This is a genomic window from Meiothermus sp. Pnk-1 (assembly GCF_003226535.1).
Lineage (GTDB): Bacteria > Deinococcota > Deinococci > Deinococcales > Thermaceae > Allomeiothermus.
The window spans coordinates 277,594-300,912 of sequence record NZ_QKOB01000001.1 but is presented as its reverse complement, the minus strand read 5'-3'; the positions used below and the strand labels follow the sequence as shown (position 1 = coordinate 300,912).

The 23,319-nt window shown below is 66.3% G+C and carries 21 protein-coding genes and 1 tRNA gene; 9 read left to right on the top strand and 13 right to left on the bottom strand.

The window, feature by feature from the left end:
* Nucleotide 1 precedes the first annotated feature (1 nt).
* The 3 genes from DNA98_RS01605 to DNA98_RS01595 all read left to right on the top strand — a co-directional run bounded on the left by DNA98_RS01605 (nucleotide 2) and on the right by DNA98_RS01595 (nucleotide 1,905).
* Nucleotides 2-499: a DNA cytosine methyltransferase gene (locus DNA98_RS01605; RefSeq protein ID WP_110524913.1), complete on the top strand. Its 498-nt coding sequence runs from the start codon at nucleotides 2-4 to the stop codon at nucleotides 497-499.
* A 124-nt stretch (nucleotides 500-623) separates the two neighbouring features.
* Nucleotides 624-700, top strand: a tRNA-Ile gene (locus tag DNA98_RS01600).
* A gap of 50 nt (nucleotides 701-750) precedes the next feature.
* Nucleotides 751-1,905 (top strand): class I SAM-dependent rRNA methyltransferase, encoded by a 1,155-nt coding sequence (locus tag DNA98_RS01595; RefSeq protein ID WP_110524911.1) that lies wholly within the window; start codon nucleotides 751-753, stop codon nucleotides 1,903-1,905.
* Here the strand turns inward: DNA98_RS01595 and DNA98_RS01590 are convergent.
* Nucleotides 1,902-2,999, bottom strand: coding sequence for an N-acetylmuramoyl-L-alanine amidase (locus tag DNA98_RS01590; protein ID WP_110524909.1), 1,098 nt, complete (start codon nucleotides 2,997-2,999; stop codon nucleotides 1,902-1,904). The two genes, DNA98_RS01595 and DNA98_RS01590, sit on opposite strands and share 4 nt — an antisense overlap.
* Before the next feature lie 183 nt (nucleotides 3,000-3,182).
* Between DNA98_RS01590 and DNA98_RS01585 the strand changes: the two genes are divergently transcribed.
* Genes DNA98_RS01585 through DNA98_RS01560 form a run of 6 tightly spaced genes read left to right on the top strand, consistent with a single transcriptional unit; the run spans nucleotide 3,183 to nucleotide 8,728 of the window.
* Nucleotides 3,183-3,632 (top strand): hypothetical protein, encoded by a 450-nt coding sequence (locus tag DNA98_RS01585; protein ID WP_129865513.1) that lies wholly within the window; start codon nucleotides 3,183-3,185, stop codon nucleotides 3,630-3,632.
* A gap of 56 nt (nucleotides 3,633-3,688) precedes the next feature.
* A complete protein-coding gene (locus DNA98_RS01580; RefSeq protein WP_110524907.1) occupies nucleotides 3,689-4,333 on the top strand; it encodes a hypothetical protein in 645 nt (214 codons plus the stop codon).
* Between the two features lie 2 nt (nucleotides 4,334-4,335).
* Nucleotides 4,336-5,967 (top strand): hypothetical protein, encoded by a 1,632-nt coding sequence (locus DNA98_RS01575; protein WP_110524906.1) that lies wholly within the window; start codon nucleotides 4,336-4,338, stop codon nucleotides 5,965-5,967.
* 15 nt (nucleotides 5,968-5,982) lie between these two features.
* Nucleotides 5,983-7,119, top strand: coding sequence for an LptF/LptG family permease (locus tag DNA98_RS01570; protein WP_110524905.1), 1,137 nt, complete (start codon nucleotides 5,983-5,985; stop codon nucleotides 7,117-7,119).
* A gap of 7 nt (nucleotides 7,120-7,126) precedes the next feature.
* Nucleotides 7,127-8,236: a DegT/DnrJ/EryC1/StrS aminotransferase family protein gene (locus DNA98_RS01565; RefSeq protein WP_110524904.1), complete on the top strand. Its 1,110-nt coding sequence runs from the start codon at nucleotides 7,127-7,129 to the stop codon at nucleotides 8,234-8,236.
* A gap of 45 nt (nucleotides 8,237-8,281) precedes the next feature.
* Complete coding sequence (locus tag DNA98_RS01560; RefSeq protein ID WP_110524902.1) at nucleotides 8,282-8,728, top strand: OsmC family protein; 447 nt, start codon at nucleotides 8,282-8,284, stop codon at nucleotides 8,726-8,728.
* Between the two features lie 35 nt (nucleotides 8,729-8,763).
* Here DNA98_RS01560 and DNA98_RS01555 read toward each other — a convergent pair whose 3' ends face one another.
* The 12 genes from DNA98_RS01555 to DNA98_RS01495 all read right to left on the bottom strand — a co-directional run bounded on the left by DNA98_RS01555 (nucleotide 8,764) and on the right by DNA98_RS01495 (nucleotide 23,261).
* Nucleotides 8,764-11,466 (bottom strand): exodeoxyribonuclease V subunit beta, encoded by a 2,703-nt coding sequence (locus DNA98_RS01555; RefSeq protein WP_110524901.1) that lies wholly within the window; start codon nucleotides 11,464-11,466, stop codon nucleotides 8,764-8,766.
* A 333-nt stretch (nucleotides 11,467-11,799) separates the two neighbouring features.
* Nucleotides 11,800-14,100, bottom strand: coding sequence for an ATP-dependent nuclease subunit B (locus DNA98_RS01550; protein ID WP_110524899.1), 2,301 nt, complete (start codon nucleotides 14,098-14,100; stop codon nucleotides 11,800-11,802).
* A 29-nt stretch (nucleotides 14,101-14,129) separates the two neighbouring features.
* Complete coding sequence (locus DNA98_RS01545; RefSeq protein WP_110524897.1) at nucleotides 14,130-14,657, bottom strand: hypothetical protein; 528 nt, start codon at nucleotides 14,655-14,657, stop codon at nucleotides 14,130-14,132.
* Between the two features lie 9 nt (nucleotides 14,658-14,666).
* Nucleotides 14,667-16,070 (bottom strand): monooxygenase, encoded by a 1,404-nt coding sequence (locus DNA98_RS01540; RefSeq protein WP_110524895.1) that lies wholly within the window; start codon nucleotides 16,068-16,070, stop codon nucleotides 14,667-14,669.
* Nucleotides 16,067-16,657 (bottom strand): SCO family protein, encoded by a 591-nt coding sequence (locus DNA98_RS01535; protein WP_158531588.1) that lies wholly within the window; start codon nucleotides 16,655-16,657, stop codon nucleotides 16,067-16,069. The genes DNA98_RS01540 and DNA98_RS01535 overlap by 4 nt, the downstream gene beginning before the upstream one ends.
* A gap of 129 nt (nucleotides 16,658-16,786) precedes the next feature.
* Nucleotides 16,787-18,148: a HAMP domain-containing sensor histidine kinase gene (locus tag DNA98_RS01530; RefSeq protein WP_110524891.1), complete on the bottom strand. Its 1,362-nt coding sequence runs from the start codon at nucleotides 18,146-18,148 to the stop codon at nucleotides 16,787-16,789.
* Nucleotides 18,149-18,201: 53 nt separating this feature from the next.
* Nucleotides 18,202-18,861 carry a response regulator transcription factor gene (locus DNA98_RS01525; protein ID WP_110524889.1) on the bottom strand — a complete coding sequence of 220 codons (660 nt, stop codon included), beginning with the start codon at nucleotides 18,859-18,861 and terminating at the stop codon, nucleotides 18,202-18,204.
* Nucleotides 18,862-18,924: 63 nt separating this feature from the next.
* A complete protein-coding gene (locus DNA98_RS01520; protein ID WP_110524887.1) occupies nucleotides 18,925-19,452 on the bottom strand; it encodes a TetR/AcrR family transcriptional regulator in 528 nt (175 codons plus the stop codon).
* A 6-nt stretch (nucleotides 19,453-19,458) separates the two neighbouring features.
* On the bottom strand, nucleotides 19,459-19,992 hold the full coding sequence (locus DNA98_RS01515; protein WP_110525380.1) for a YceI family protein: 534 nt from the start codon (nucleotides 19,990-19,992) through the stop codon (nucleotides 19,459-19,461).
* Between the two features lie 518 nt (nucleotides 19,993-20,510).
* Nucleotides 20,511-21,797, bottom strand: a complete 1,287-nt coding sequence (locus DNA98_RS01505; protein WP_110524885.1) for an alpha/beta hydrolase — start codon at nucleotides 21,795-21,797, stop codon at nucleotides 20,511-20,513.
* 103 nt (nucleotides 21,798-21,900) lie between these two features.
* Nucleotides 21,901-22,599 (bottom strand): DUF4397 domain-containing protein, encoded by a 699-nt coding sequence (locus DNA98_RS01500; protein WP_110524883.1) that lies wholly within the window; start codon nucleotides 22,597-22,599, stop codon nucleotides 21,901-21,903.
* A gap of 158 nt (nucleotides 22,600-22,757) precedes the next feature.
* Nucleotides 22,758-23,261: a fasciclin domain-containing protein gene (locus tag DNA98_RS01495; protein WP_110524881.1), complete on the bottom strand. Its 504-nt coding sequence runs from the start codon at nucleotides 23,259-23,261 to the stop codon at nucleotides 22,758-22,760.
* Between the last annotated feature and the right edge of the window lie 58 nt (nucleotides 23,262-23,319).

The following is a 23,319-nucleotide window of genomic DNA, read 5'->3' as shown; positions in this document are numbered from 1 at the left end:
TATGCGTGCGCGCAATACCATCTTGCTTCTGATCATCGTGCTGATGGGCCTGTTTGCCGGGTTTAACTGGCCCTTGTTCACCAAGCGCGAAAGCCTCTCGCTCCTGGTGACCCGGGTAGAGGCCCCCTTTGGGCTGGTCCTGCTCGTCCTGATGGGGATCTTCGTGATCGGATACTTCCTCTACAGCATCGGCCTGGAGCAGTCGGCCCTGCTCGAGGTCAAGAAATACGCCCGCGAACTCCTGGCCCAGCGCAAGCTGGCCGACGACGCCGAGGCCAGCCGTTTTAGCGAACTCAAGAAGTACCTCGAGGCCGAATTTGAGGCCATGAAGCAGGTAGATAACCGCCAGTTGCTCGCGCGGCTCGAACAGCTCGAGGCGAGCCTGCGCGAGGCCATTGAGAAAGCCGGGAACACCCTGGCCGCATACATCGGGGAGCTCGAGGACCAGATCACCGGGCAAGACCGCCACCCTCCCTTCGAACCTCCTCACAAGCCCTGAGTGGTCTGGCAACAAGGGGCGTAGGCTTCCCCGCTAGGTTGGTTGCGTTTGGCGTACGACCCCAGGACATGGCAAATTACCGGATTGAGCCCGGCGCCATCTCCTGCTAAAGTAGTCTGCGCGTGGGCCGTTAGCTCAGCTGGTCAGAGCGGGGGACTCATAATCTCTTGGTCGCAGGTTCAAGTCCTGCACGGCCCACCAAACCCAGGCCCCTTCCCTACAAGGGAAGGGGTTTTTCGTATGCTTTAGCCGTGCAACGGGCCGTCGCCAAAGCAGGCAAAGACAAAAAAGTACGCAATTTCTATCCGGGGCTTTTTGCCGACGAACTCCAGGAAGTTCCCCCCCAGGCCGGAATGGCCGAGGTCTACAGCGCCGAAGGTCAGTTTCTGGCCGTGGGCTACTACGACCCCCAAAGCCGGGTGGCCTTGAGAGTGTATCGCTGGGATAAAGGCCCTTTGGACAAATCCCTCTTCGCCCACCGGTTCCGCCGGGCCCTCGAGCGGCGCGCCGGCCTGGGCAGCTTCTACCGCTTGGTCCACGCCGAGGCCGACGGATTGCCGGGGCTGGTGGTGGACCGGTTCGGGGAGGTGATGGTGCTCCAGGTGCGCAACCGGGCGATGGAGGCTTTGCGGGAGGTGTGGCTTGCGGCCTTGCTCGAGGTCACCCATCCCCAGGGCATCTACGAGCGCAGCGATGTGGACTCGAGGCGACAGGAAGGCCTTCCGGACAAGACCGGGGTGATCTACGGAGAGGTGCCGGAGGTGCTCGAGGTGGAGGAGGACGGCCTGGTCTTTCCTATCCCGCTGGCCCTGGCCCAGAAAACCGGTTTCTACCTCGACCAGCGGGAGAACCGCCGCCTCTTCGAGCGCCTGGTCAACCCCGGGGAGCGGGTACTGGACGTGTACAGCTACGTGGGGGGCTTCGCCCTGCGGGCCGCTCGGAAGGGGGCGCCGGCGCTGGCGGTAGACAAGGACTTAGAAGCCCTGGGCGTGCTGGATCGAGCGGCCACCAAGGCCGGGCTGCGGGTAGACATCCGCGCCGGGGAAGCCCTCAGCGTGCTGGGCGAACTCGCCACCCAGGGTCAGCGCTTTCACCACGTCCTGCTCGACCCGCCCACCCTGGTCAAAAGGCCAGATGAATTACCCCGGGTCAAGCGCCATCTGGTGGAGCTGATCCGCCCAGCCCTGCGGATGCTCGAGCGGAGGGGCTGGCTGTGGCTGTCGAGCTGCGCCTACTACCTGGGGGTGGAGGAACTGCTCGAGGTCGCCCGCCGGGCGGCTGCCGACGAGGGCCGCCGCCTACGGGTAGACACGATTACCTACCAGCCTCCCGATCACCCCTGGAGCCTGCACGTCCCCGAGTCGCTGTACCTGAAGACGCTGGTGTTGCAGGATAATCCGCTTTAACGCTGGGCAAAGGCCCCGTTGGCCAAAAATTTGGTGATGGCCTGGGCCATGGCTTGGGCGAGTTTTTCCCGATAGTTGGGATCGGCAAGCCGGGGGCCTTCTTGGGGGTGGTTGGCGAAACCGATCTCGGTCAGGATAGCCGGGATACGGGCGTTGCGGATTACGTAGAAAGGTGCCGACTGTACCCCCCGATCCACCGCCCCGGTGACCCCTATCATCGCGTCGTGCACCATCTGGGCTAACCGCCGGGAAAACTGCAGGTTAGCTTGCGCCACCACGTCGCGGGCCGCCTGCTGGGCCACGCTGCGGGCCTCGCGGGTGAGCTGGAGGCCAAGGTCTCCCCCGCCGTTTTCCTGGATTACCTGGGCCAGCAAACTCGGGCTCATGGTCTCCCCGAAATAGTACACTTCGATCCCCTGCGCCGGGCGCACCGCCGAGTTGACGTGGATAGAGACGAAGAGGTTGCGCTTGCTGCTGTCGGTCATGGCGGCCCGCATCCCCAAGTCGGTGCGTTTATCGGGGGAGAGGTGCATATCGCGCGAGCGGGTCATCACCACCTGGATACCCTGGGCTTCCAAGAGCCGCTTGAGCCGCAGCCCCACGTCCAGGGTGACGGCCTTCTCGATCACATACCCCACCGCTCCGGGGTCAATCCCGCCGTGGCCGGGGTCGATCACCACCACCGGGGGTTTTTTATTCACCGTCGGCTTGAGCGCGGGTACCGAGGCTTTAGGAGGCGGCGCTTGGGCGGCGGGGGCCCGAACCACATCCACCACCAGCCGCTTCGCCTCACCGTCGTCGAGGAGCTGGGTCTTGGCTGTAGCGCCGGGTTTGAGGCGCACGTAGACCACTGTTCCGCCCGCGCTAGGCACCACCTGGTAAGAGGCGACCAGGTCGGAGCCCACCTCTTCGTCGGCCGGGGCCTGCCGCACCCCCTGAAAGCGCAGGGTGAGGGTCTCCTTGTCGCTCGAGAGCGTGTAGGTGGCGGCTTTGGGCAGATCAAAGACCAAGCGGGTAAAGCCATCGTGCAACCCCACCCGAGGAAACGCCATAGCCGGAAGCAGCAAAAACCAGACCAACGCCCAAAAACGCATCTGGAGCCATTATAAGCAGGTAAACCTCTTCTAAACGTTCATCCTCGGCTCATCCCGGCCAAGCGCCAGCGGTGATGGTGGGGCATTTATCGCTTCTGAGACAACACCGTGCAAACCGGCGGAACCGTAACGGTGTTGTAACGCCAGGATATTTACACTCCGGGCAGGCCAGTCGGAGGGATGATGACCCAAACGGTCACAGACTATGTCACGGTTCGCAGGCTGCGGGTTCCCGCCGCCCGCCGGGGGATCACCCGGCTCGAGGTCATCCTCCCGGACAACCGCCCTTCCCGCATCGCGGCCCGGTTCAACCAAGCCCTGCGGCTATCAGGTTACTGTAGGCTGGGAGCGAGGATAGCCGGGATGGTCTGCTTGGGGTTGGCCCTAGGCGGGGACGGGGGGTTTTTAGGGGGCCCGCCGAGGCAGTTCCTCTACGGGCTGCTCGTGCTAGGGGGGTTGGGGCTCACCCACGGAATAATTTGGGCCTGGCAGGGAGTGCTGTGGTGGCGAGTATTGCGCCAGCTCGAGCGCCAGTTTGACCGGCGCAAACGCTCCCGAAGGGGCTCCAGGGCTTCCCTCAGGTCCTCGCTCGAGGCCACGCCCAGCGGCACCCCTATCCCGGGCAATCGCTAAAGAGCCCGAGCCGATAGGCTCACCCCCTTCACAGCCGGGCCGGTAGGATAAACCCCATGAAAGGTGTATTCCCGTCCCGCACCGTGGGGCTCTTCTCGGTCCTTATCGCCGTGCTGCTGCTGGGGGCGCGTTTCGCCGCGTTCAGCGTCGAGGCCAACGGGGACCAGCAAGTAGACCTCGCCACCGGCGTGACCACCTTGCCCCAAGGCGGCACCCTCACCGACAACCAGAACGGGCTCCGCCTGGTGGCCCCTTACATCCAGTACAAGGAAGGGGAGTTTATCCGGGCCCGGCAAGCCCAGCTCAGTACCGGCGAGGCCCGGTTCATAGCGCTCGAGCTGGACTACCAGTTCAAGGGTGAAATCCTGCGGCTCAAAGAAGCGACGGTGAACTCGCCGGACTTTGGCAACATCAGCGCGCAGGACGGCCTGGCCCTGCTAGGAGAAAACCGCCTGGTGCTCTCGGGCAACATCCGCTCACAAACCCCTCAGCTCAAAGCGGGCAAGATGGTGGTCGATACCCAGTCCCGCCAGGCCCTGGTGATCGGGGCCTATACCTTCCAGGACGGGGCCAGCCGGCTGAGCGGCAACCGGCCAGACAGCCTGCTATTGCTCTCGTTCCAGGGGGGCAAAACCCACGTCACCACCCGAGTCCCCCCCGAGGTCTTGGCCCGGTTGCGGCCCTACGCGGATAAACTGTAGCGGTGCGCGGAGCAGTAACGAAGGCCCTGCTTCTGGGCTTGATCCTAGCGGGGTGGGCCCACGCCCAGGAAAGCTCCCCCAGTATCCCCCTCTGCGCCCAGCAACCGGTGGTGCTCGAGACCCCGCAAGGGCTGATCGGCGGAGGTAGCCTCGACTACGACGGAGATACCGCCGTGTTCGGCGATGGGGCCTGCCTCGAGACCAACGGGCTATCGGTGCGGGCCCCGGAGATCCGCTACTTCCAGGCCGAGGGCAGGCTCGAGCTCAAGGACCTCGAGGCCCAGACCGCCCGCTATCGCTTCCGGGCACGGGAGGGCGTGGTCAAGGGAAAGACCTTTGAGGCGAGGGGGATCTGGCTCACCCCCTGCCGCTGCGGCGAGGATTTGCTGACGGTATCGGAAACCGCCCGCTTCGACCTCGAGACCGGAGACCTCTTATTGGGCGAGGCCAAGGTCGAACTCTTTCACCTCACCGTGCTGCGCTCCGAAGAGCTCCTGCTGGACCGCCAAGCCCTCTCTGGATCAGGAGGACTGGCCTCGATCTTCGGGCCGAGCACTACCGCACAGGGCATGCTCTCTCCACTCCGGATCGGTTACGACCAAGGGCTGATCGTAGGCGTCGAGGAACTTCCCCTTCCCCTGGCACCGGGCGACCTCCGCCGGGGCACCTTCAACCTGACCCTGGTCGCCAGCGGCTTGGGAGGAGGATTTTCCGCCGAGAAACTCGCCTTTGGGGTAGGGGTAATCCGCGACGGCCAAAGCGGCAGCTTTCGCATGGAGGCCGGCCGGGACAGCTTTCACTTCCGCAGCCGGGTCCAGGACGGCCCGTTCTTTTTCACCAGCGATACCGACAAGCAGCTGGCCGAGGCCGGGATGCGCTTTGGGCTGGCTTGGGGTGGACTCTCGTTGAGCCCCTTTGCGCGCATCGCCCAAGAGGACGTGGATATGGACAATCCCGATCCCAGCCACCCGGTGGTCACCGGGTTGACCCTGGGGGCCGAGGCCCGCTACCCGCTGATCTACCGGCAGGGGGCCTTTCGCCTGCGGCTCGAGCCCTGGGCCACAGGGGCCGTCTACGACCGGGAATCGCCCCCCTACCTGGCCTTGGGGGCAGAGGTAGAGGGGCGCTACGACGGGGAGTTCTCGCTACAGCTGGCCTACCGTCATAGCTGGGAAGCGCGCCCCAGCCGTTTCGCCTACGAGCGGCGCGGGAGCACCCGATTGGTCTCGGTGGGCGTGGTGACGCCCAAGTCTCCGCTGGGGAGCCTTGACCTCCGAGCCAGCTATGACTTTGCCGCGACCGAAGCCCAGGCCAGCCTCCGCTACGGCTTCCCTACCCAAGCCGGGGAACTCTGGCTCGAGGGCCGCTCGCGCATCGAGTCGGGGCTCAGCTGGCAACAGAGGGAGTTGCTGGTGGGGTTCATCCCTAACCCCCCCGACTGTGCCTATGCCTTTAGCCTCTCCCCTACCCTGGGATATGATTTCCTCCGCCAGGGCTTTAGCCGGGCGGGCCTCGAGGTGCGCTACGCAGACTGCTGCTTCATCTGGAAAGTGGGTTATCAGGCCGTGTTCATCCCGCAAAACGACGACGAAACGGCGGGCGGGCGGCTCTCCTTCGGGCTCGAGCTGCGCTAGCCAAGGCACAAGCGTATGACCCGTATCGATCGCTACTTGCTGCGCGAGGTCCTCCCGCCCTTTCTCTTTGGGATCTTCCTCTACATCGCCCTGGTCGCGTTTTCTAACCTGCTGGCCCGCGCCCAATGGGTGGGCGGGGTTCCGGTGACCAGCCTCCTCCAGTGGATCGGGCTGCAAATCCCCTTTATTTTCACCCAGACCCTCCCCCTGGCCACCTTGCTTGGGGTACTGATCGGCTATAGCCGCCTCTCCCGCGAGAACGAGCTGCTGGTGATGCAGGCCGGGGGCATCTCGGTGTTGCGCACGGCTCGCTGGCTTTTGCTGGGGGCGGCGGCTTTGGCGCTGTTTTCCTTGTACCTGAGCGAACGGGTGGTGCCTTGGGCCAACCAGCAAACCGCCGTGGTGTGGTGGGACCAGGTGGCCAGAGGCACCCGCGGGTTGGGTTGGCTCACCGGGCGAGACCTAAAGGTTGGAGATTACCTGCTCTTCTTTGACGGCTACGACAACGCCCGCCAGGAAATCGTAAACGTTCGCCTCCAGCAGTGGAAGGGCCAGAGCTTGAGCGTGGTGTTTGCCAACCGGGGGCGGCTCGAGGGCTACCGGCTCGAGCTGGAGGACTTCCGGCTCTACACCCTCGACCTGGCCAAGCTGCCCCTTCCCGATTTCCAAAGCCTGGAGGAAGTGGAGAAATACCTTCCCCAACTCGTCCGGGCGCAAAACGTGAGCCGAGACCCCCAGGCCAGCCTGGTGATCACCCTGCCGCAAAACCGTGATCAGCTGGTGGCCAACTTCGCCGGGGGCGGTTTCGAGAGTCCCTACCCCCCCTCGTACTGGTGGCACCGCCTGCAAAACCCCACCCTGACCCCCGCCGAAGCCCGGGAGGCCCAGGTCAACCTGCATTCGGCCCTGGCGGTCTCGCTGGCCAACCTGGTGATCCTCTTCTTGGCCTTGCCGGTGGCCGCTCGGCGGGCCAGCAGCCCGGCGGTGGCGCTGGGGCTGGCCCTGGGGCTCACCATCGCCTACTACGCCGTGCTCAGCCTGGGCAAGCTGATGGCGCTATCGGGGCTGCTCCCGGCAGAGCTAGGGGTATGGGGGGCCAACCTGCTGGCCCTGGCGGTGGCCTTCTGGCTAGGGAAAGGAGTATACAGGTAGAGCTTTTATGATTCCGATTATCGATCTTCAGCGCGAATACCAAGCCCTCAAGACCCAGATTGACCAAGCGGTGGGCCGGGTGCTGGCCTCGGGCAGTTACATCGGCGGGCCGGAAGTAAGCGCCCTCGAGGCCGAACTCTCCAGTTACCTAGGCACCCCCCACGTGATCACCGTGGCCTCGGGGACCGATGCCCTCTGCATCGCCCTGCGGGCCATGGGGGTGGGGCCGGGGGATGAGGTCATCACCACCCCCTTCACCTTTATCGCCACCGTGGAAGCCATTCAGCACGCCGGGGCCAGGCCGGTGCTGGTGGATATTGACCCCCAAACCTTCAACCTCGAGCCCGCCCACCTGGCGTCTGCCCTCAGCGAGCGCACAAGGGCCATCCTCCCCGTACACCTCTACGGCCAGCCCGCCCCTATGCGGGAGATCCGGGCCTTCGCCCAGCAGCACGGCCTGCTGATCCTGGAGGATGCCGCCCAGGCCATCGGGGCGCGCTACTGCGATGGCGAAGCGGACAGGATGGCCGGGAACCTGGGCGACGCGGCAGGGTTTAGCCTCTACCCTACCAAGAACCTGGGCGCTTACGGGGATGCCGGGTTCATCACCACCTCGAGCCCCCAGATCGCCGAGGAAGCCCGGCTGCTCGCAGCGCACGGCTCGAAGACGCGCTACCACCATATACGCCCTGCGGGTTACACCAGCCGCCTCGATGCTTTGCAGGCGGCCATCCTGCGGGTCAAACTCCCCCACCTGGAAAGCTGGAACGCCCGCCGCCGCCAGATCGCCCGCCTGTACGACGAGGGGCTGAAAAACGTAGTAGAAACCCCCTACCAAGCCCCCTACGCCCACCACATCTACCACCAATACACGCTGCGCACCCCCGAGCGCGACCGGCTTTTGGCCTTTCTCAAGGAAAACGGGGTGGGGAGCAGTGTTCACTACCCTCTGCCGGCCCACCTGCAACCCGCTTACCGCGACCTGGCCCCCCAAGGCAGCCTACCCGAGAGCGAAAAGGCCGCTCGAGAGGTTCTCTCGCTTCCCATGCACCCCTTCCTGGAGGACGCCCACATCGAGCAGGTGATCGGGGCCGTACGCCGCTTTTTCGGCGCTTGAATCCCAGGTGACATTCCGCCCTGGGTAGAGAGGTAAGCTCCTACTATGGCGACGAAACGTGTAGTCGTGCATCAGCTGGTAGGTCACCGGTTTTTGGGCATCAACGAGCAGGGCGATAAGGTGCTGATTGACGGCGATCAACCCGCTAGCGGGATGCGCCCGATGGAATTGCTGCTCGCAGCCCTGGCAGGCTGCACCGCCTACGACGTGGTCGACATCATGGCCAAAAAGCGCCAACCCCTCTCGCGCTACCGGGTAGAGACGGTGGGCGAGCGGGCCGAGGAGCACCCCAAGCGCTACACCCGTATCGTGGTCACCCACATCGCCTCGGGGCCTAACGTGACCCAGGAGGCCCTCGAGCGGGCGGTAGAGCTCTCCCACACCAAGTACTGCTCGGTTTCGGCCACCCTCAACGCCCAGATCGAGACCCGAGTGGTGGTCGAACCCTGGGTGGATGAGAGTCCTCGCGCGACAGGAGAAGTCCCCGCCTGAATCCACGCACGGGCAATCCAAACAGGCTTGGGGCTTCACCTATCCCCATAGCCACAACCCGGGATGTCTTGCCACAAGGCCCGCTCGAGCACCCCCGGCTCCAACTCCACCACCTGAGCCCAGCGCAAGAAGACCAGCCGCACTCGAGGATTCACCCTCCAGACCTCGCGCACGGCTTTGTAGTAAAGCGCCAATTGGAAGTGGTAGCGCTCTGGCACGGCTTCATGGTCGGTCTTATAGTCCTCCAGATACCATTCCTCTCCCACCCGGTAAAGCCGGTCAATCACCCCCTGCCAAACCGTAGGGCCATCGGGCAGGGCCAGGGGCAGTTCCGGGTAATCCTCATCGCGGGGCCAAGGAAGCTCCTTACCCAGCAGAGCCTGGTAGCCCCGGAGCAGTTCCCGCGCCTCGGTCAAGATGCTCGTGCGCTCCGCCGGATCGAAGGGAAACATCACCTCCTGGGCCTCGAGCGTCGCCAGGTGATCCGGGTGGTCAGGATTCCAGCCCTGGGCGATCGCGGTGTGGACCAAGGTACCCAGCGCTCGAGCGCGCCCCGGCACCTCCTCGCCTTCCTCCAGGTCAGGCAGGGGCAGCGGTTCCGCCTGGCGCTTCAAGGCCGAGGGGGAGAAGAGCGGGGGTAGGGGGAGGGGCTCGAAGACCCGCTCGAGCCAAGGGGGAGCCACCGGGGCGGACTTGGGCGCCGGCGGCGCGGAGGGCGGCACTGGGCGGTAGTTCCAGCTGCGCTGCACGTAGTCGGGGCGGTCGAAAAAACGGGCTGTAGGACCGAAGCCGACCTTCGCCAGCACCTCGGCCCAGCCCTCGGGCTTGCCCGCCCTGACCGAGCCGGTGAGGATCAAGACGTCTTTAGCACGGGAGGCGGCCACGTAGAGCAGCCGGTAGCTCTCCGCTTCTTCTCGAGCCTTAGCCCGCGCACGCAGTTCGTCGCAAACGGGGGTCTCGGGCAACGCCACCGCCCCGTCCGGCCCCAGATAGGCGGGTTGGGGGAGGTGGGAGTTCCGCCGCCCCAGGTCGAAGACCGCCACCACCGGCCACTCCAACCCCTTCGCAGCGTGGACGGTCAGCAACTGCACCCCCTCCCCCGACTGCGGTACGTCTCCGGCTTCGGCCTGCTGGGAGAGGAGCCGCAAGCGCTCCAAGAGCACCTCGAGGCTGCTCGGCGGTCGCGCGGCTACCTGAAACAACAGCGCATCCACGTTTTCGCGGGAGCGGGCCTCCAGGTGATCGAAGTAAGCCCGACCCTCGAGGATCGGCGCCCGCACCAGAAACTTGAGGGCCTCCAGCGGCTTCGACTGCGACACCGTCTGTTGGATCAGCCGCAGCCGCGCGTAGACCTCGGGAAACTCGGCTTGCAAGAGGGTTAGGGGGTCAGCCGAGCGCAGCACCTGCTCGACCTCCGCCAACCCCAACCCACCAAACGGGCTGCGCAGCCAGGCCGCCAGCGAGAGCCCGCGCGGGTCGAGGGCCACGGTGATGGCATGGTAGAGGTCGCGCACCTCAAGCCGCCCGTAATAGCCCCGGCCTTGGAGCAGCACATAGGGCAGCCCTAAGCGCCCAAGGGCCTCCTCCAGGAAGGCGAAGCTGTTCCTTGAGCGCACCAGCACCGCCATCTCCGAAGGGTCTACCCGCTCGGACAGCGCCTGGAGCCGCTGGGCCAGGATCTGGGCCTCGAGGGTGCGGAGTTCGTCGAGGGTGACCTCCCCTTCCACCCAGTGCACCTCCAGCCGCCCGCGCACCGGGCGGGCTCCCTGGACGGGCGGAGCCTCCTCCGGGCCGAATCCCAGCCCCAAAGCCGCGAGCTTCCCGGTGAGCCGGTTGAGGAAGCGCACCAGGACCTGGCTGTGGCGGTAGGTGGTGGTGAGGGGGGGCAGCACCTCCCCTTCGGCCAAGGCCCGGCGAAAGACCTCCACGTCGGCGTCGCGAAAAGCATAGATGCTCTGCTTGGGATCACCCACCGCTTCAACAGGTAGCCCGGCCGCCTCCAAAGCCCGGAAGAACTGGCCTTGCAAAGGGTTCACATCCTGAAACTCGTCCACCAGCACTATCCGGTAGCGCGCCAAAATCCGCTTCAACGCCCGAGGATTGGCGGTAAGCTCGAGCGCCTTGCGTTCGACTTCAGAGGAGGAAAGGACCCCTGAGCCCAGCCGGCGGCTATAGTTAGCGAAAACCGCCTCGTACGCCTTTACCAGCGTTGCGTTCTCCTCTCCGGGCGAGGGGGTATAGGCAGCCGCCAGCGAGCGCTTGGCGAAGAGGTGCAAAACGGCATCGCCCATCTCGGGCTTGAGCAGGCCGAACAGGGGGTGGGCTGGATCGGCAGAGAGGTACAGCAGCGAGCGCCACTCCTCCTCGAAGAGGGCCCGCGCCTCCCAGTCCCCTATCAGGGAAAAATCCGGGTCGAGCGACAAGAGGGGCGCGGTACGCCGCAAGCACTCGATCATGAAGCCGTGGATGGTGGCCAGGGTGGCTCCGGGAAGCTCGCGCCAGGCCTCTTCAAGGCGCGGACGGGAGGCCGGGGCACAGACAAAATCCAGGTGGCGGCCCCTGGCCAGCACGTCCTCGAGCGCTTCCCCTACCCGCACCCGCAGCTCATCCGCGGCCTTGCGGGTGAAGGTCACCCCGGCGATGCGGCGCAAGGGCGTGCCCGAGGCGACGAGCTCGAGGTAGCGCAGCACCAGGCTGGCGGTTTTACCGGTTCCGGCAGAGGCTACGCGAATCTTCACAGCTGTTCGTCCATTTAGCTCTAGTCGCAAACACCTGGCAGCCGGCGATGGCCAAGTGCCCCACCGCCCCCGTCGGCGGGATGACCCGGATAATGACTGCTCCTGCGCTCACCCCGGCGGTTCGCTCGCCAGCGTCGCACAAACCGAAGCTTCCTGAAGGCATTCTGCTGCGCTCGTGGAGTACCTCTACTTATAGTCGTTGGACGAGGCCACGCAATACCTCGGCGTTTCCCCCAACTGCCCGACCCCTTCCGGTAGAGGCCGCGAAGGCTCTGCATCCCGACGCACCTTGATCTTGGTCGCGGTGGTTTCCATCGCTACGGCCATTGTAGCTCAACCGACCTTTCCCTCGCGGCACACGTCGCGCACCCCGCACGCTCGACAGCGAAAGCCCGGGTTCGGGCTTACGTCCCCCTTGCCAAAGCGCTCCCAGACTTCTTGCACCTTTATCGCCCGGTGCTCTATCTGCCGTTTGACCGGCTTGTTCTCCGGGGTGATGGGGGTCTCGTAGACTTCCATCGGCTCGCCCAGCACCGGCCACACAAAAATCCGCACCGACCTCACCTGGCGGGGGTTGCGCTCGAGCAGATACCCGGCGAGCCAGAGCTCGCTCCAGCGGCCCCGCAAGAACTCCTTGGGCTCCACGGCCCCCGGTGCGGTGAAGGTGTAGAGGCTCACCTCGCCGCCCCGGTTGAGCCCGGCGTCAATGCGGGCCTGAAGCTCGCCCTGGGCAGGCAAGACGAGGCCAAAGGTGAGGGCAAAGAGGCGTTCTCGGAAGCGCTCGAGCCAGCCCGCCGCCTCCGCGAAGCGGGCCTTGAGGACCTCGAGGCGGGCCTCGTTCAAGCGCTGAACTTGCCCCAGCTCGCGCACCAGGCCCCGCCACCACGGGGGAGGGTCGTGGGTTCCCAGACGGCGCTCGATCCAAAAGCGAAAGGGGCAGTCTTCGTAATAGCGAAGCTCTTCCACCGTGGCGTTGCCCAGGGGGAGGCTGGAGAGCTTAGCCCGGTAAGGGATACCCTCCCCCACCTCGAGCGCACTCCCCGGAGGGACCTCGCCCAGGCGCGAGGCCCGGCCGCGCACCAGGGCGGGTTCGGGGACATTCTGCCGCTCCTGGTCGGCCTCGGGGTAGGTGATGATCACCTCCTCGGCCCGCGTGCGCAGCTCAGCCAAGAGCAAGCGGTCCCGCCCCTGGAAACGCCGGGGCAGGCCGATCCGGCCAAAGAGGGCCTCGAGGGCGATGCGGTCTTCCTCGGGGATGAAATAGTCCTCCTGCTCTCCCACCCGGTAGGCCCCCTCCACGGCGTAGGTCAGGTAGAGCCGCTTATACCGGGTTCCGCTCGCCAGGGTGGGGGTGAGCAGGGCCACCCCGCCGGGCGGGCGGGCGGGCTCGTAGGTCTCGGCGATGAGGGCCGCCCACCAGGGGCGGAAAGCGGGGCCGCTGGCGATGCGCCCTGCTTCCTTGGCCCGCTCGAGCAATAGTTCTCGCCGCGCTCCGCGGATCTGCGGCAGGCTGTCGAGGAGGCCCCTGGCCCAGCGCAAGGTGTCCGATCCAGGTTCCAAGCGGTCCATCCAGCCCTGCCAGAAATCAACCAGGCCCAGCTCGGCGGCCAGACGCCCGATCGGCTCGCGCCCGGCCAGACCCCGCTCCAAAGCCGCCCGCCCCAGCGGAAGGAGTTCGGGAACGGCAAGGAGCTTGCTCGGGGTAGGGTAGTCGGGCAGCTCGAGGAGAGAGAGCAGCAGGCGGCCCTCGGGGGTATCGGCGGCGGTCTTGGGGGTCTGTTCGATCAAGGGTACGCCATACTCATCGGCCAAGGTGAGCAGCGCCGCCTGGCGGTTCTCGGGAGCCACCACGGCGAGGTCGAGGGGGTTCATCCCTTCGGCCAGATCGCGCTTGAGCGAACGCAGCACCCAGCGGGCCTCGCTCACCGGGTTGGGGGCGCGATACGTTTGCACCTGGGGATCCCGCGCGGGCAGGGTCTCGCTGGCCTCGAGGTTCCCCCAAACCTCGGGCAAGGCCACCCAGACCTGGATTCTCCGAGCCAAGGCCTCCAGAAAGCGAACTTCGACCGGGGTCAGCTCGCGGAAGCCATCTACCACTAGGAGTTCCAAGCCGTCCTCGAGCGCGTATTTCCCCGACTCCACCAGGCGCAGTGCCTCGAGCCGGAAATCGTCGTAGTCCCAGCGGCCCCAGGTGGTCTTGAGCTCCTCGTAGCGCCGGTAAACCTGCACAAAGCGGCGGGCCTCAAAGTCGGAGGCGGGGATCTGCTCGGGGCGCAGGCCAAAACGCTTAGCCTCGGCCACCGCCCGGGCGAACAGCCGGGCCTCACCGGGGCCGGGTAGCGCGCGATCCTCGCTGTCGCGGAGGGCTTCCCCTACCAGCGCGACCCGGCCCGACCCGGTGAGGATCGGCTTGAGGCCATAGTTGCTGGTGAGCAGGCGGTAATAGGCCCGCTGAAAGGACATCACCTCGAGCCCTATCACCCCACCCCTCTCGGTAGCCCGCCGGTACACGTAAGCCCGCTGGTGAGGTAGCCCAATCCACCAGACCCGCTTGCGCTGGGCCAGGGTCTCCTGCGCCCGCTCGAGAAGCCGGGTGGTCTTCCCCGAGGCCGGTGGCCCCACCAGCAGTTTCATCAAGGGCAATTCTACTGACCATCCATAAACTACTGCACCCCTGGGGTTGCTCCGGGCTCAGGAAAACGAAAAGCGGAGCGCAGGTATGCCTCGCGCCACCGGGGCTCGGGGCGAGGAAGGTTGTTTTGTGTAAAGCGCAAAATCCCCACCACCCGCCCCAGGTAGGTAAGGAGGCAGCGGTAACCCCTCGGCTCGAGCACTACGTAATTGGCCAGGTTCAGCTCGCGCTGGAGCCGCTGGAGCCGGTTGGTAAACCGGCGCAGGAGCTGCGGGTCGGGGGGGCCGTCCTGCCGGGTGAGGGCTTGGGCCAGGTCTTCCAGCCCTATCTGTACGGGCTCGGCCAGGGCATCCAGCGTAAGGCGGGTGAGGGCGAGGCCAGCCCGGCCCAGCACCACCCGCACCAGCCAGCGATTTGCCGAGACCCGCTCGAGGTACATGAACTGAAAGCGCAGGTTGTCGGCCACCTCCTGACAGCGGCTCAGGTACTCGGCGCCCCAATCCTGGGCCCACCCCGACCCCAAGACCAGGCTCAGCAGCACGGCAAAAACTCGGCGCACGCTCTCCCTCTAGGGTCTCACCCAGCTCAAAAAGCCCAGGCACATCTCGTCGGTGGTGCCCTCGCCCCAGACCATATAGCGGGGCTCGAGGGGCTCGCCGCCGGGGCCTGGGATGGGGCCGGAGTTGTCGTAGACACAGGTGATCCGCACGGTATCCCCCTGGCTGGTGCGGATGGGCTCTTGGAACCAGTACTGGCCCTGCCAGCGGAAATCCCAGCGGGGTATCTCGAGCAGGGTCCGGGCACGGGGGGTGCCGGGGTTCAGCTCGAGCTTGACCCTGACCCCCCGCAAGTGCATATGGGCGGTTACCCCCAGGAGAACCCGGTCTCCTGGCACCGGGCGCTCGCAGGTAGTGGTCTGGCTCGAGCCGTCGCCGACATCGCGGGCTTGGTAAAGAGCCGGGCTGGTGTTGCAAAGAAGGTGCGAGCCCTCGGCCACAAAGCGCATCCCGGTGTGGGCCAGGGCGTATTCGCGGGTGCAGCGTTCGCCGGTGACCCCCGTTGGGCAGCGGATCTCCACCGGGGCTACGACGGCGTTCCCCAGCAACGGCTTTAGGTTGGCGCTACCCGGGGCGGTGGCCAGCTCCAAGCGGGTCTGGTCGGGGGCCGCTGGGCCGGCCGCCAGGTTGTAGTGCACCTGCATGACGATCCTCGAGCCTGATCGCAACAGGAAGCCGGTGCCCGGGGGGAAATCGGTGCCCTGGGTACCGGGAACCCAAAAGCCCAGCGGGGTTCCGATGTCGGCAGGGTTCCCGGAGAGCCCCGGACCACCGAAACAAGGCCAGCCCGGCCTGCCGTCGCGCCCATCGCGGGACTGGGCTAAGGCCAGCTGTTTCCGCCCGATGACGAAGAGGATCACGTGGTGTACCAGCCGGGGCTGGCCGGGCCGGATGCGGTAGCCGGTCACGAAGGTGTCGCTGCCCATAGCGGGGTCGATCAGGAAGCAGCGGTAGTCGTCGCTCAGCCTTGGGTCCGGGGTGTAGGCTTGGGCGGGTTGCAAGCGATAGGGCAGCGCAGCAGCGCCCGCATCCGAGGAGGGCAGGGGCAAGTAGCGCAGCTTTCCCAGCGGGGCTCCGGCCTCAGCCCAGCGGACCAGGGTTCGGATAGTCTCATCGGAGAGGCGGCGGTCCCCCTGCAGGGGTGGGGTATCGCCTCCCGGGGGCCAGGGCGGCATCTGCCCAGACTGCACTGCCGCCGCTATGGCAGGGGCCATCCGCACCGCCCACTGGGGGTCGTCGAGGGGAAAGGGGGCGATCCCCCCTTCGCGGTGGCAGCCCGTGCAGTGGGTCTGCAGAATCGGCCCTACCGTGCCGTAGTAGGTAGGGATGGCATCCCCAGCTTGGGCCGAAACCGATCCCCGCAAAGCCGCACACAACGGCAGGGCACAAAGCGAAAGCAGAAGAAAGCGCTTCATGGCAGGCTCCCCAGGTGCTCGAGCTCCTCAGCAAGGCGGGTGGCCGAAAGGCGGCTGGCCCCGAAGATCATCCGCACCAACCTGCCTTTCTCGTCCAGCAAGGCGATGGCGTCGGTGTGGTAGAGCCGGGTTCCGCCGGGGCCGGGATTGTAGCGCACCTCGAGCCCCTCGGCCAGCCGCGCGATGGCTTCCGGCTTCCCGGTAAAGCCCTCCACCGGCGGGAAGCCGCGCAGGTAGCGGCCCATCACGAGGGGGGTGTCGTTGGCCGGGTCCAGGCTCACGAAGCCCAATCGCAGGGTCTTGGGGCTACCTAGGCTGGCGTAGGCCTGGCGCAACCGCTCGAGGGTCATCGGGCACAAGTCGGGGCAACCGGTGTAACCCAGGTAGATAGCCCAGGCGGTGCCCTTCGGGGGGAAACTCACGGCCTTGGTCCAGGTATCCTGCAATTCTACCGGGGGTAGGGGCTTGGCCGGTTGAAAAACCTTCCCCCCCGGCCCCGAGGCGGGCAGGTAGTGGGTGCCGTGGGCCAATCCCCCCCCGGCAGCCCAAAGCCCACCGGCCAGCAAAACCCAACCAATCCTGTGCATGCATCCCATCCTAAGCCGCTCCGGCTCGAGAATATAGAGCTAGGGTAGGAGGGTTGGCTTAAGGCGTCCGGGGGCGTTGGCTGAACTGGGGCTGAAGAAACGGCCTGCTTTTCGGAGGATCCACCGTGTTTAGCGCTTTGCGCTGGAAAGGCCTTCCGCAGGGGAGTGAGCCCCCAGCCCGGCCCCGATCAGCCAAATCCCGACCCTGGCCCCGCCCTCGGCGAGGTTCTGGGCTTCAACCCGCCCTCCGTGAACCCGGGCCACCGCGGCTACGATGGCCAACCCCAACCCGGTGCCGTCCCCAAACTTGATGAAGGGTTCGAAGGCGCGGGGCAGGATCTCCGGCGCGAACCCCGGCCCCTGGTCCTCGATCCACAGCCAAAAGCCCGGGCCGTCGGGCTCGAGCCGGGCTCGCACCCGGCCCCCTCCGTGCCGGTGCGCATTCTTGAGCAGATTCTCCACCGCCAGGGTGAGCAGGGTAGGCTCAGCCTGCACCTGGGCCTCACCGATCACTTCAGACAAGCGTTCGGGGACATAGGCCCTTAGAAAGGCGGCCAAGTCCTGGGGCGTCCCTTCCACCCGGCCCCGTCCCTCGAGCCGGGCCAAGGTGAGCAGGCCCTCGAGCAGGCCCTCCATCCGCTGCGCCTCACGTAAAGCCCCCTCGATAGCCCGCCGCTCGCCGGGGCGGCGGGCCAGCACCTCCAGATAGCCCTTGAGGGCGGCCAGGGGGTTGCGCAGCTCGTGCGAAGCGCCGTAGGCGAAACGCTTGGCAGATTTCTCTTGCGCCTTGAGCCGAGCAAAAGCCCGCGAAAGCTCGTCCATCAAGCGGTTGAGCGACGCCACCGCCGGGCGCAGCTCGGCCAAGCGGGGCTCGCTCAGCGGCTCGAGAAAATCCGGGTTGCGCCGGGAGAGCTCCTCCGACATCTCCAGGGTTGGCCGCAGCGAGCGGGAAAGCCCCCAGGCTCCTACCGACCAAGCCAGGACCAGTAGCCCCACCCCCAAGCCGGTATACAGCTGGAAGAGCCTCGAGGGTAGAGCCGCCACCTCGGAAACGCGCACCCCCAGGCCTATCCCTCCGGCCTCGGTGGGCAGGGCCAGCCACAACGTATCGCCGATCAAATGGCGGTAGCTTTGCCCCTCGGCGAGGGCTTCGATGAGGCCCTCGGGAAGTCGGTATTCCCCCCGGTCCGTCCAGCTTATGCGGGGCTCGAGCAGACCGGGCGCACCCCGCCTCCCGGGAAGCCACACCACGTAGCCCACCCCTCCGCCAAAGCGCTGTACCAGCGAGAACAGCTCACGCACCCCGGCATTCTCGGCCACCAAGACTCCCAGGCCCGACAAGGCCGCCCGCTCGAGCCCGGCCTGGGCGGCGCGCTGGGCTTCGCGCACGGTGAGCACCCCCAGCGGCACCAGGAGCAGGCTCAGGGCGATCAACAACCAGAGAAAGAGGCGGGCGCGGAGGCTGAGATAGGGCTTCGTGGTGAGGGCCATGGCTTACACCGCCGGCTTTTCCCAGGGCAAGGCGCACCGGGGACGATCCGACCTCACTTCCTGAGGACATATCCGTGCCCGCGCAGGGTGTGGAGCAAGGGGGGCTCGCCCAGGGCCCGGCGCAACGCGGAGAGGTGGACCTCGAGCGTGTTGGGCTCGATCTCCTCCCCCCAAACCCGCTGCATCAAGGCCTCTTTGGGCAGGATGCGCTCGGCGTGCTCGACCAGGCATTTCAGCAGCAAAAAGGCCTTGGGGGAAAGCTCCAGCACCCGCTCCGCCCGGCGGGCTTCCATCTTGGCCGGGTACAGGGTGAGGTCGGCGTAGGAGAGGATCGCGTCTTCCCTGCGCGTGCGGCGCAGCACGGCCTCGAGGCGAGCGACCAACTCGGGCAGGGCATACGGTTTGACCAGATAGTCGTCAGCCCCCTCCTTGAGCCCCTTGACCCGCCATTCCACCTCGTCCAAAGCGGTGAGCATCAGCACCGGTACGCTGCTTTTGCGCCGGATCTCCCGCAGTACCCCAAACCCGTCGCCCCCCGGCATCAGCACGTCTAGAATCACCGCGTCGGGGCCCTCCTCCAGCTTGCGCAGGCACTCTGGGCCATTCGAAGCCTCTAGCACGGTGTAGCCTTCCAATTCGAGACCTAGCTTGAGGGCCTCCCGCACCCCCCGGTCGTCCTCGACCAGCAGCACCCGAACGCTCACGGCCTCCATTGTTGCATACCCCCGCTTAACTGGGGCTGAGCCATGCGCAAGGGGCGAGGCTGCGGCTCCCGATCAGGGCAGGCCCCCTACGAAGACCCGCACCCCTTCGCGCAGCAGAGCTTCGACCTCGTACCCCGGCAAGTGCCGCCCTATCATGTAGGCCCCGTGTACGATGGACGAAAAAATCGCCGCCATCACCCTTCCCCTGCCCGGGACTACCGCCTCGAGCGCTCCGGCCAGGAGGTCCATCCCCTGCTGCATGGCCGCCAGCGAGATCTTGACCGCCTCCTGGTCTCCCCCCCGCCTCCCGGAGTGGGCCGTCATGAGGGCCGTCAGGGGCTCGACCTGCCCGCGGTAGGCTAGGGCGTAGCCGAGTAGCCGCTGCTCGAGGCCTGCTGGCTGGTCCAGGGCCTGGCGGGTCTCCTCCAGGGCCTCTTCCAACAGCGCTTTCAGCAAGGCCCGCTTGGAGGGGAAGTGGTGGTAGACGGCGGCTTTAGACAGGCCTAGGCCGCGCGCCAGCACCTCCAGGCTGGTGGCGGCGTAGCCCCGTTCGGCAAATGCCGCCTTGGCGCGCTCGAGGAGGGCTTCACGGGTATTCACGGATGGCTACCTCGTCCAAACCGGCTCCACCCGGGCCTCCAGGCGCACCTGCACAGGATCGTCCACCCTCACGAAGATCAGGCTGGGGCGCTCGAGGTTCCACTCCGAAAACCTGGTCTCAAAGACGCCACGAAAACGGTAAGCCGCACCTTCTTGGCTCAAGCTCCCCGCGATGCGGATCTCCCTGCTCACCCCGTGCAGCTCGAGGATCCCCACCACGCTCACCGCTTCCCCTTGGCGGAGCAGGCGGATGGGCTGGAAACAGCTTTGGGGGTACTTGTTCACCTCGAATACCCCGCGGGAATCGGCGTCGCGCAAGGGGTTGCCGGAGTTGAAAGCGCGCAGGTCCACGCAGATCCGCCCCTCCAACGCCCCGCTTTCCATCTCCCAGCGTACCTGTCCGCTGGCGGTGGTGTTGGTTCCCTCCCACCGGCCCAGGGGGTAGCTGGCGGCGTAGGTCACCCGCCCCTCTACCGCGAACTGGGGGGCTTGGGCGTAGGCCAGTCCCACCAGCGCGACCAGCAACCAAGGTCGGGGCATGTTCACCTCGAACACGGGCATGGCACCTTTCATGGGCCCGGAGTCCGCTTTCGGATGCAGGGCGGAGAGAAGGGGGAGCTTACACAAAAGTTTAGCTCGAGCCGATGGCTATGACTGTAGTCCCGGCGTATAACCCCCGCGGGTGGGCAAGCCTTACAAACCCCGCAGGAAAACCAAACCCGACATCGGCCTCTTCTTCCGCCTGAACGCCGAGCCCACCCTGGAGGGGGTCAGGAAAAAGATCCGCACCGTGGCCGCGGCGGTCGGACGGGTGCAGCGTGGGGAGGAACTGGTGCAGGGCCTCGAGCCTTGCGCTCCAAGCTCTCCCAGCGCACGGGCCAGCCCAAGCAGCGGGTGCTCTACCTCTACCCCCGCAACCCCCTCATCAGTGGGGGGGCTTATCGCCTTGGCAGGGGCTGAGAGGAAGCGCGCGGGAGCGGGCTGCGTAAACATCCAACATCCCCGCCGAGGCGGTGGTGGCGGCCAAACCGGACGGGATCGTGGTGCCCTACTTCGGTCTATGGGCGAAGCGCCTGTAGATACCGGGCGATCGGCCCCACCGCAGGCCCATCCCGCCCGGTAAGGAGGTCTAGGTGGGTGAGCCCCGGCAGGATCCGCACGTCGAAGCTCGAGCCGGGGAACACGCTCGAGAGCCCGGCGAAATCCTCCGCGTGGGGCAGCAACCCGCGCCCGGCCCCGAGCGCCAACACCGGGTAAGGGAGCGTGCGCGGCTTGAGTTGGGGCACCGCGACCTCCCAGGCTCCGATATCCAGGATGAGCCGGTAGGGGAAGAACCACTCGGAGAAGCCGGTAGTGGGGTTGGCGTAGAGCCGTAAAAACTCCAGCGGGTCGGTGGCTTCCCCGGTATCCTGCCACTCGACCCGGTTCCCCCGCGGCCCCCGCACGGTGTAGGTCAAATTGCCGAAAAGGAAGCCCAAGAGGTTGAAGCCCTCGCGCCCCACCGCACGGCCCAGCGAGACCGAGAACGCCGGGAAGGGCTGATAGCGGTCGTCCACCCGGTACAAGGCGGCCGCGATACGGCTGGCCCGCCAGGGCGCCCAACCGGGAGGGGCGTCGGCCTGCGGGGCCTGGGCAGCCATGAAGGCCTGCGCCTCGGCTTGGGCAAAGCCGATAGGGTCGAGCCCGAAGAGGGTGATGTAGGGCGGGGCCTTCCCCGCGAGCAGTTCGTCCAAGCCCGGCGTGTGGCCAAACTGGCTGAGGCCGCCGCTGTGGTACTGCTCCTGGCCGACTCGGATCAGGTTGGGCAAGCCGTCCAGCAGGATCAGCCCGGCGAGATCCTCGTGGTACAGAGCAAAGAGCGCGGCCAGGCTGGCCCCCAGGCTATGCCCGGCCAGCACCACCGGGCCACGGGAGCGAGCTTGCTCCACCAGGCGCTCGAGGTCGCCCAGGTGCACCTGGAGGCCCCAGTCCTTGAGAAAGGGAAACTCCGGGAGCTGGTAGCGCTGGTAATAGGCCCAGGGGTCGGCAGTGGCGAAACCGCGGCGGTCCTCGAGGCCGTTGGCGCGGCGGTCCCAGGCCCACACCTCCCAGCCCGGGGCGGCCAAAACCAACCGCCGGGCCAAGGCGTCGAAGTTGGTGGCCCCGCCCAAAAACCCTGGCACGAAGAGGACCGTACCCCTGAACTCCCCCTGAGCCGGGTAGACGAGGGCGTAGCTTTTGTCCAAGGTCGGCCCGGCAGCGGTCGGCGTGCCGGGAAAGGTGCGGTACTCGGGGTCGCCCGCCCACCTCGGGCTTTGCGCCCCGGCCAGGCCCAGCGCCGCCAGCAGCAACAGAATCCCCCGCACAAGACGATTCTGGCGCTTCGCCCGTAAGGGAACCGAGGCCCCGCCTACAACCCACACAGCAGCCGGGGCGGGCAGGAACGCCCGCCCTGGCCGAAGAGCGGATCTACTCGCCGTAGTTGTCCTCGGCAAACACCGCCTCGAGGGTAGTATCCGCCGCGTTACCCACCACGAAAACGGTGTAGACCCGCCCCGCTTGCAGGCTGATCCCCGGCAAGGAGAGAACCACCTCAGCCTTGCCCGCCGGGCGCACCTCGAGGTCGTAGATCATAGCCCGCACCGGGGTGTACGCTGAACCCTGGCCGTAAGCCAGCCCTTTGAACAGCAGCGGCCCGCCCTTCACCGCCACGTCCACCGCCGGGACGTCAGCGGAGGCCTGGACGACCCGCACCAGGGCCTGGCCCTGTACCGCCTTGAAGGCGTCGTCGAAAACCTGGGCCTTGGGCTGTTTGGCCGAACCCAGGAGCGCGATGGTGTAACGCCTCCCTTTCTCGAGCTTGGCCTTGAGCTCGAGGAGCTTTGCTCCGGGCTGGGGGTTGCCTTTGTCGTCGGTTTTGGCGACCTCGCTCACCACGAAGCTCGGCTCTCCCGCCGCCACCGGCAAGTAGGTGGCGGTATCCTTATAGGCAAGCTCTTCAAATATCTTCTTGCTCCCCGCCGATATGTCGATTTTGGGCCCGTCCGGCACCAGGTGTACGAAGCGCACCAGGGCATCGTTGGGACCGGGCTGGGGAAATGCGTCCTGGGCAAAGGCCATAACGAATCCAAACAAGGCTGAAGCTAGAAGCACGACGCGTTTACTCATCAGCGTTCTCCTTTCGCGTTCCACCCTATAGTCTCGAGCCCGTCCAAATTTTTAGACCACTTTCACCCCCCTTCTCCTGACCCGCCGGTCAGTATACACGGCCAGCGGGGTGGAAAAGAGACACCCCCGCCCAGGCGGGGGTGTCTTGAAGGGGGCGATTATTTGGGCAGCAACACGGTGTCGATCACGTGGATCACGCCGTTACTAGCGGGGATATCCACCGCCGTCACCTTGGAGTATCCGTTGAGGATGACGCTGCCGCCCGATACCGCGATGGTTATGGCCTGGCCCTGGACGGTCTTGGCTTCCTTCAGCTTGACCACCTCGCTGGAGGGCACCCGTCCCGCCACCACGTGGTAGGTGAGCACCTTGGTGAGGGCCGCCTTATCCGCCAGAAGCTTGTCCAGGTCGGCTTTGGGGATCTTGGCAAAGGCCTCGTTGGTGGGCGCGAAGACCGTGAAGGGGCCGGGGCCGGAGAGGGTCTCTACCAACCCCGCCGCCTTCACCGCCGCCAGCAGGGTGCTGAAGTTGGGGTTGGAGGCCACGATCTGGGCGATGGTCTGCTTGCTGGTGTCGGGCGTGTTTTGCATGTTCTGGGCCACGGTGAGGCCGAGGGCGGCCAGGGCCAAGCCTCCGGCGACGAACAAAGCCTTGATCTTCATCTCTATCCCTCCCGGATCGGCAAGGGATGGGCCCCTGGCTTCGGGGTTGCAGTCCCCT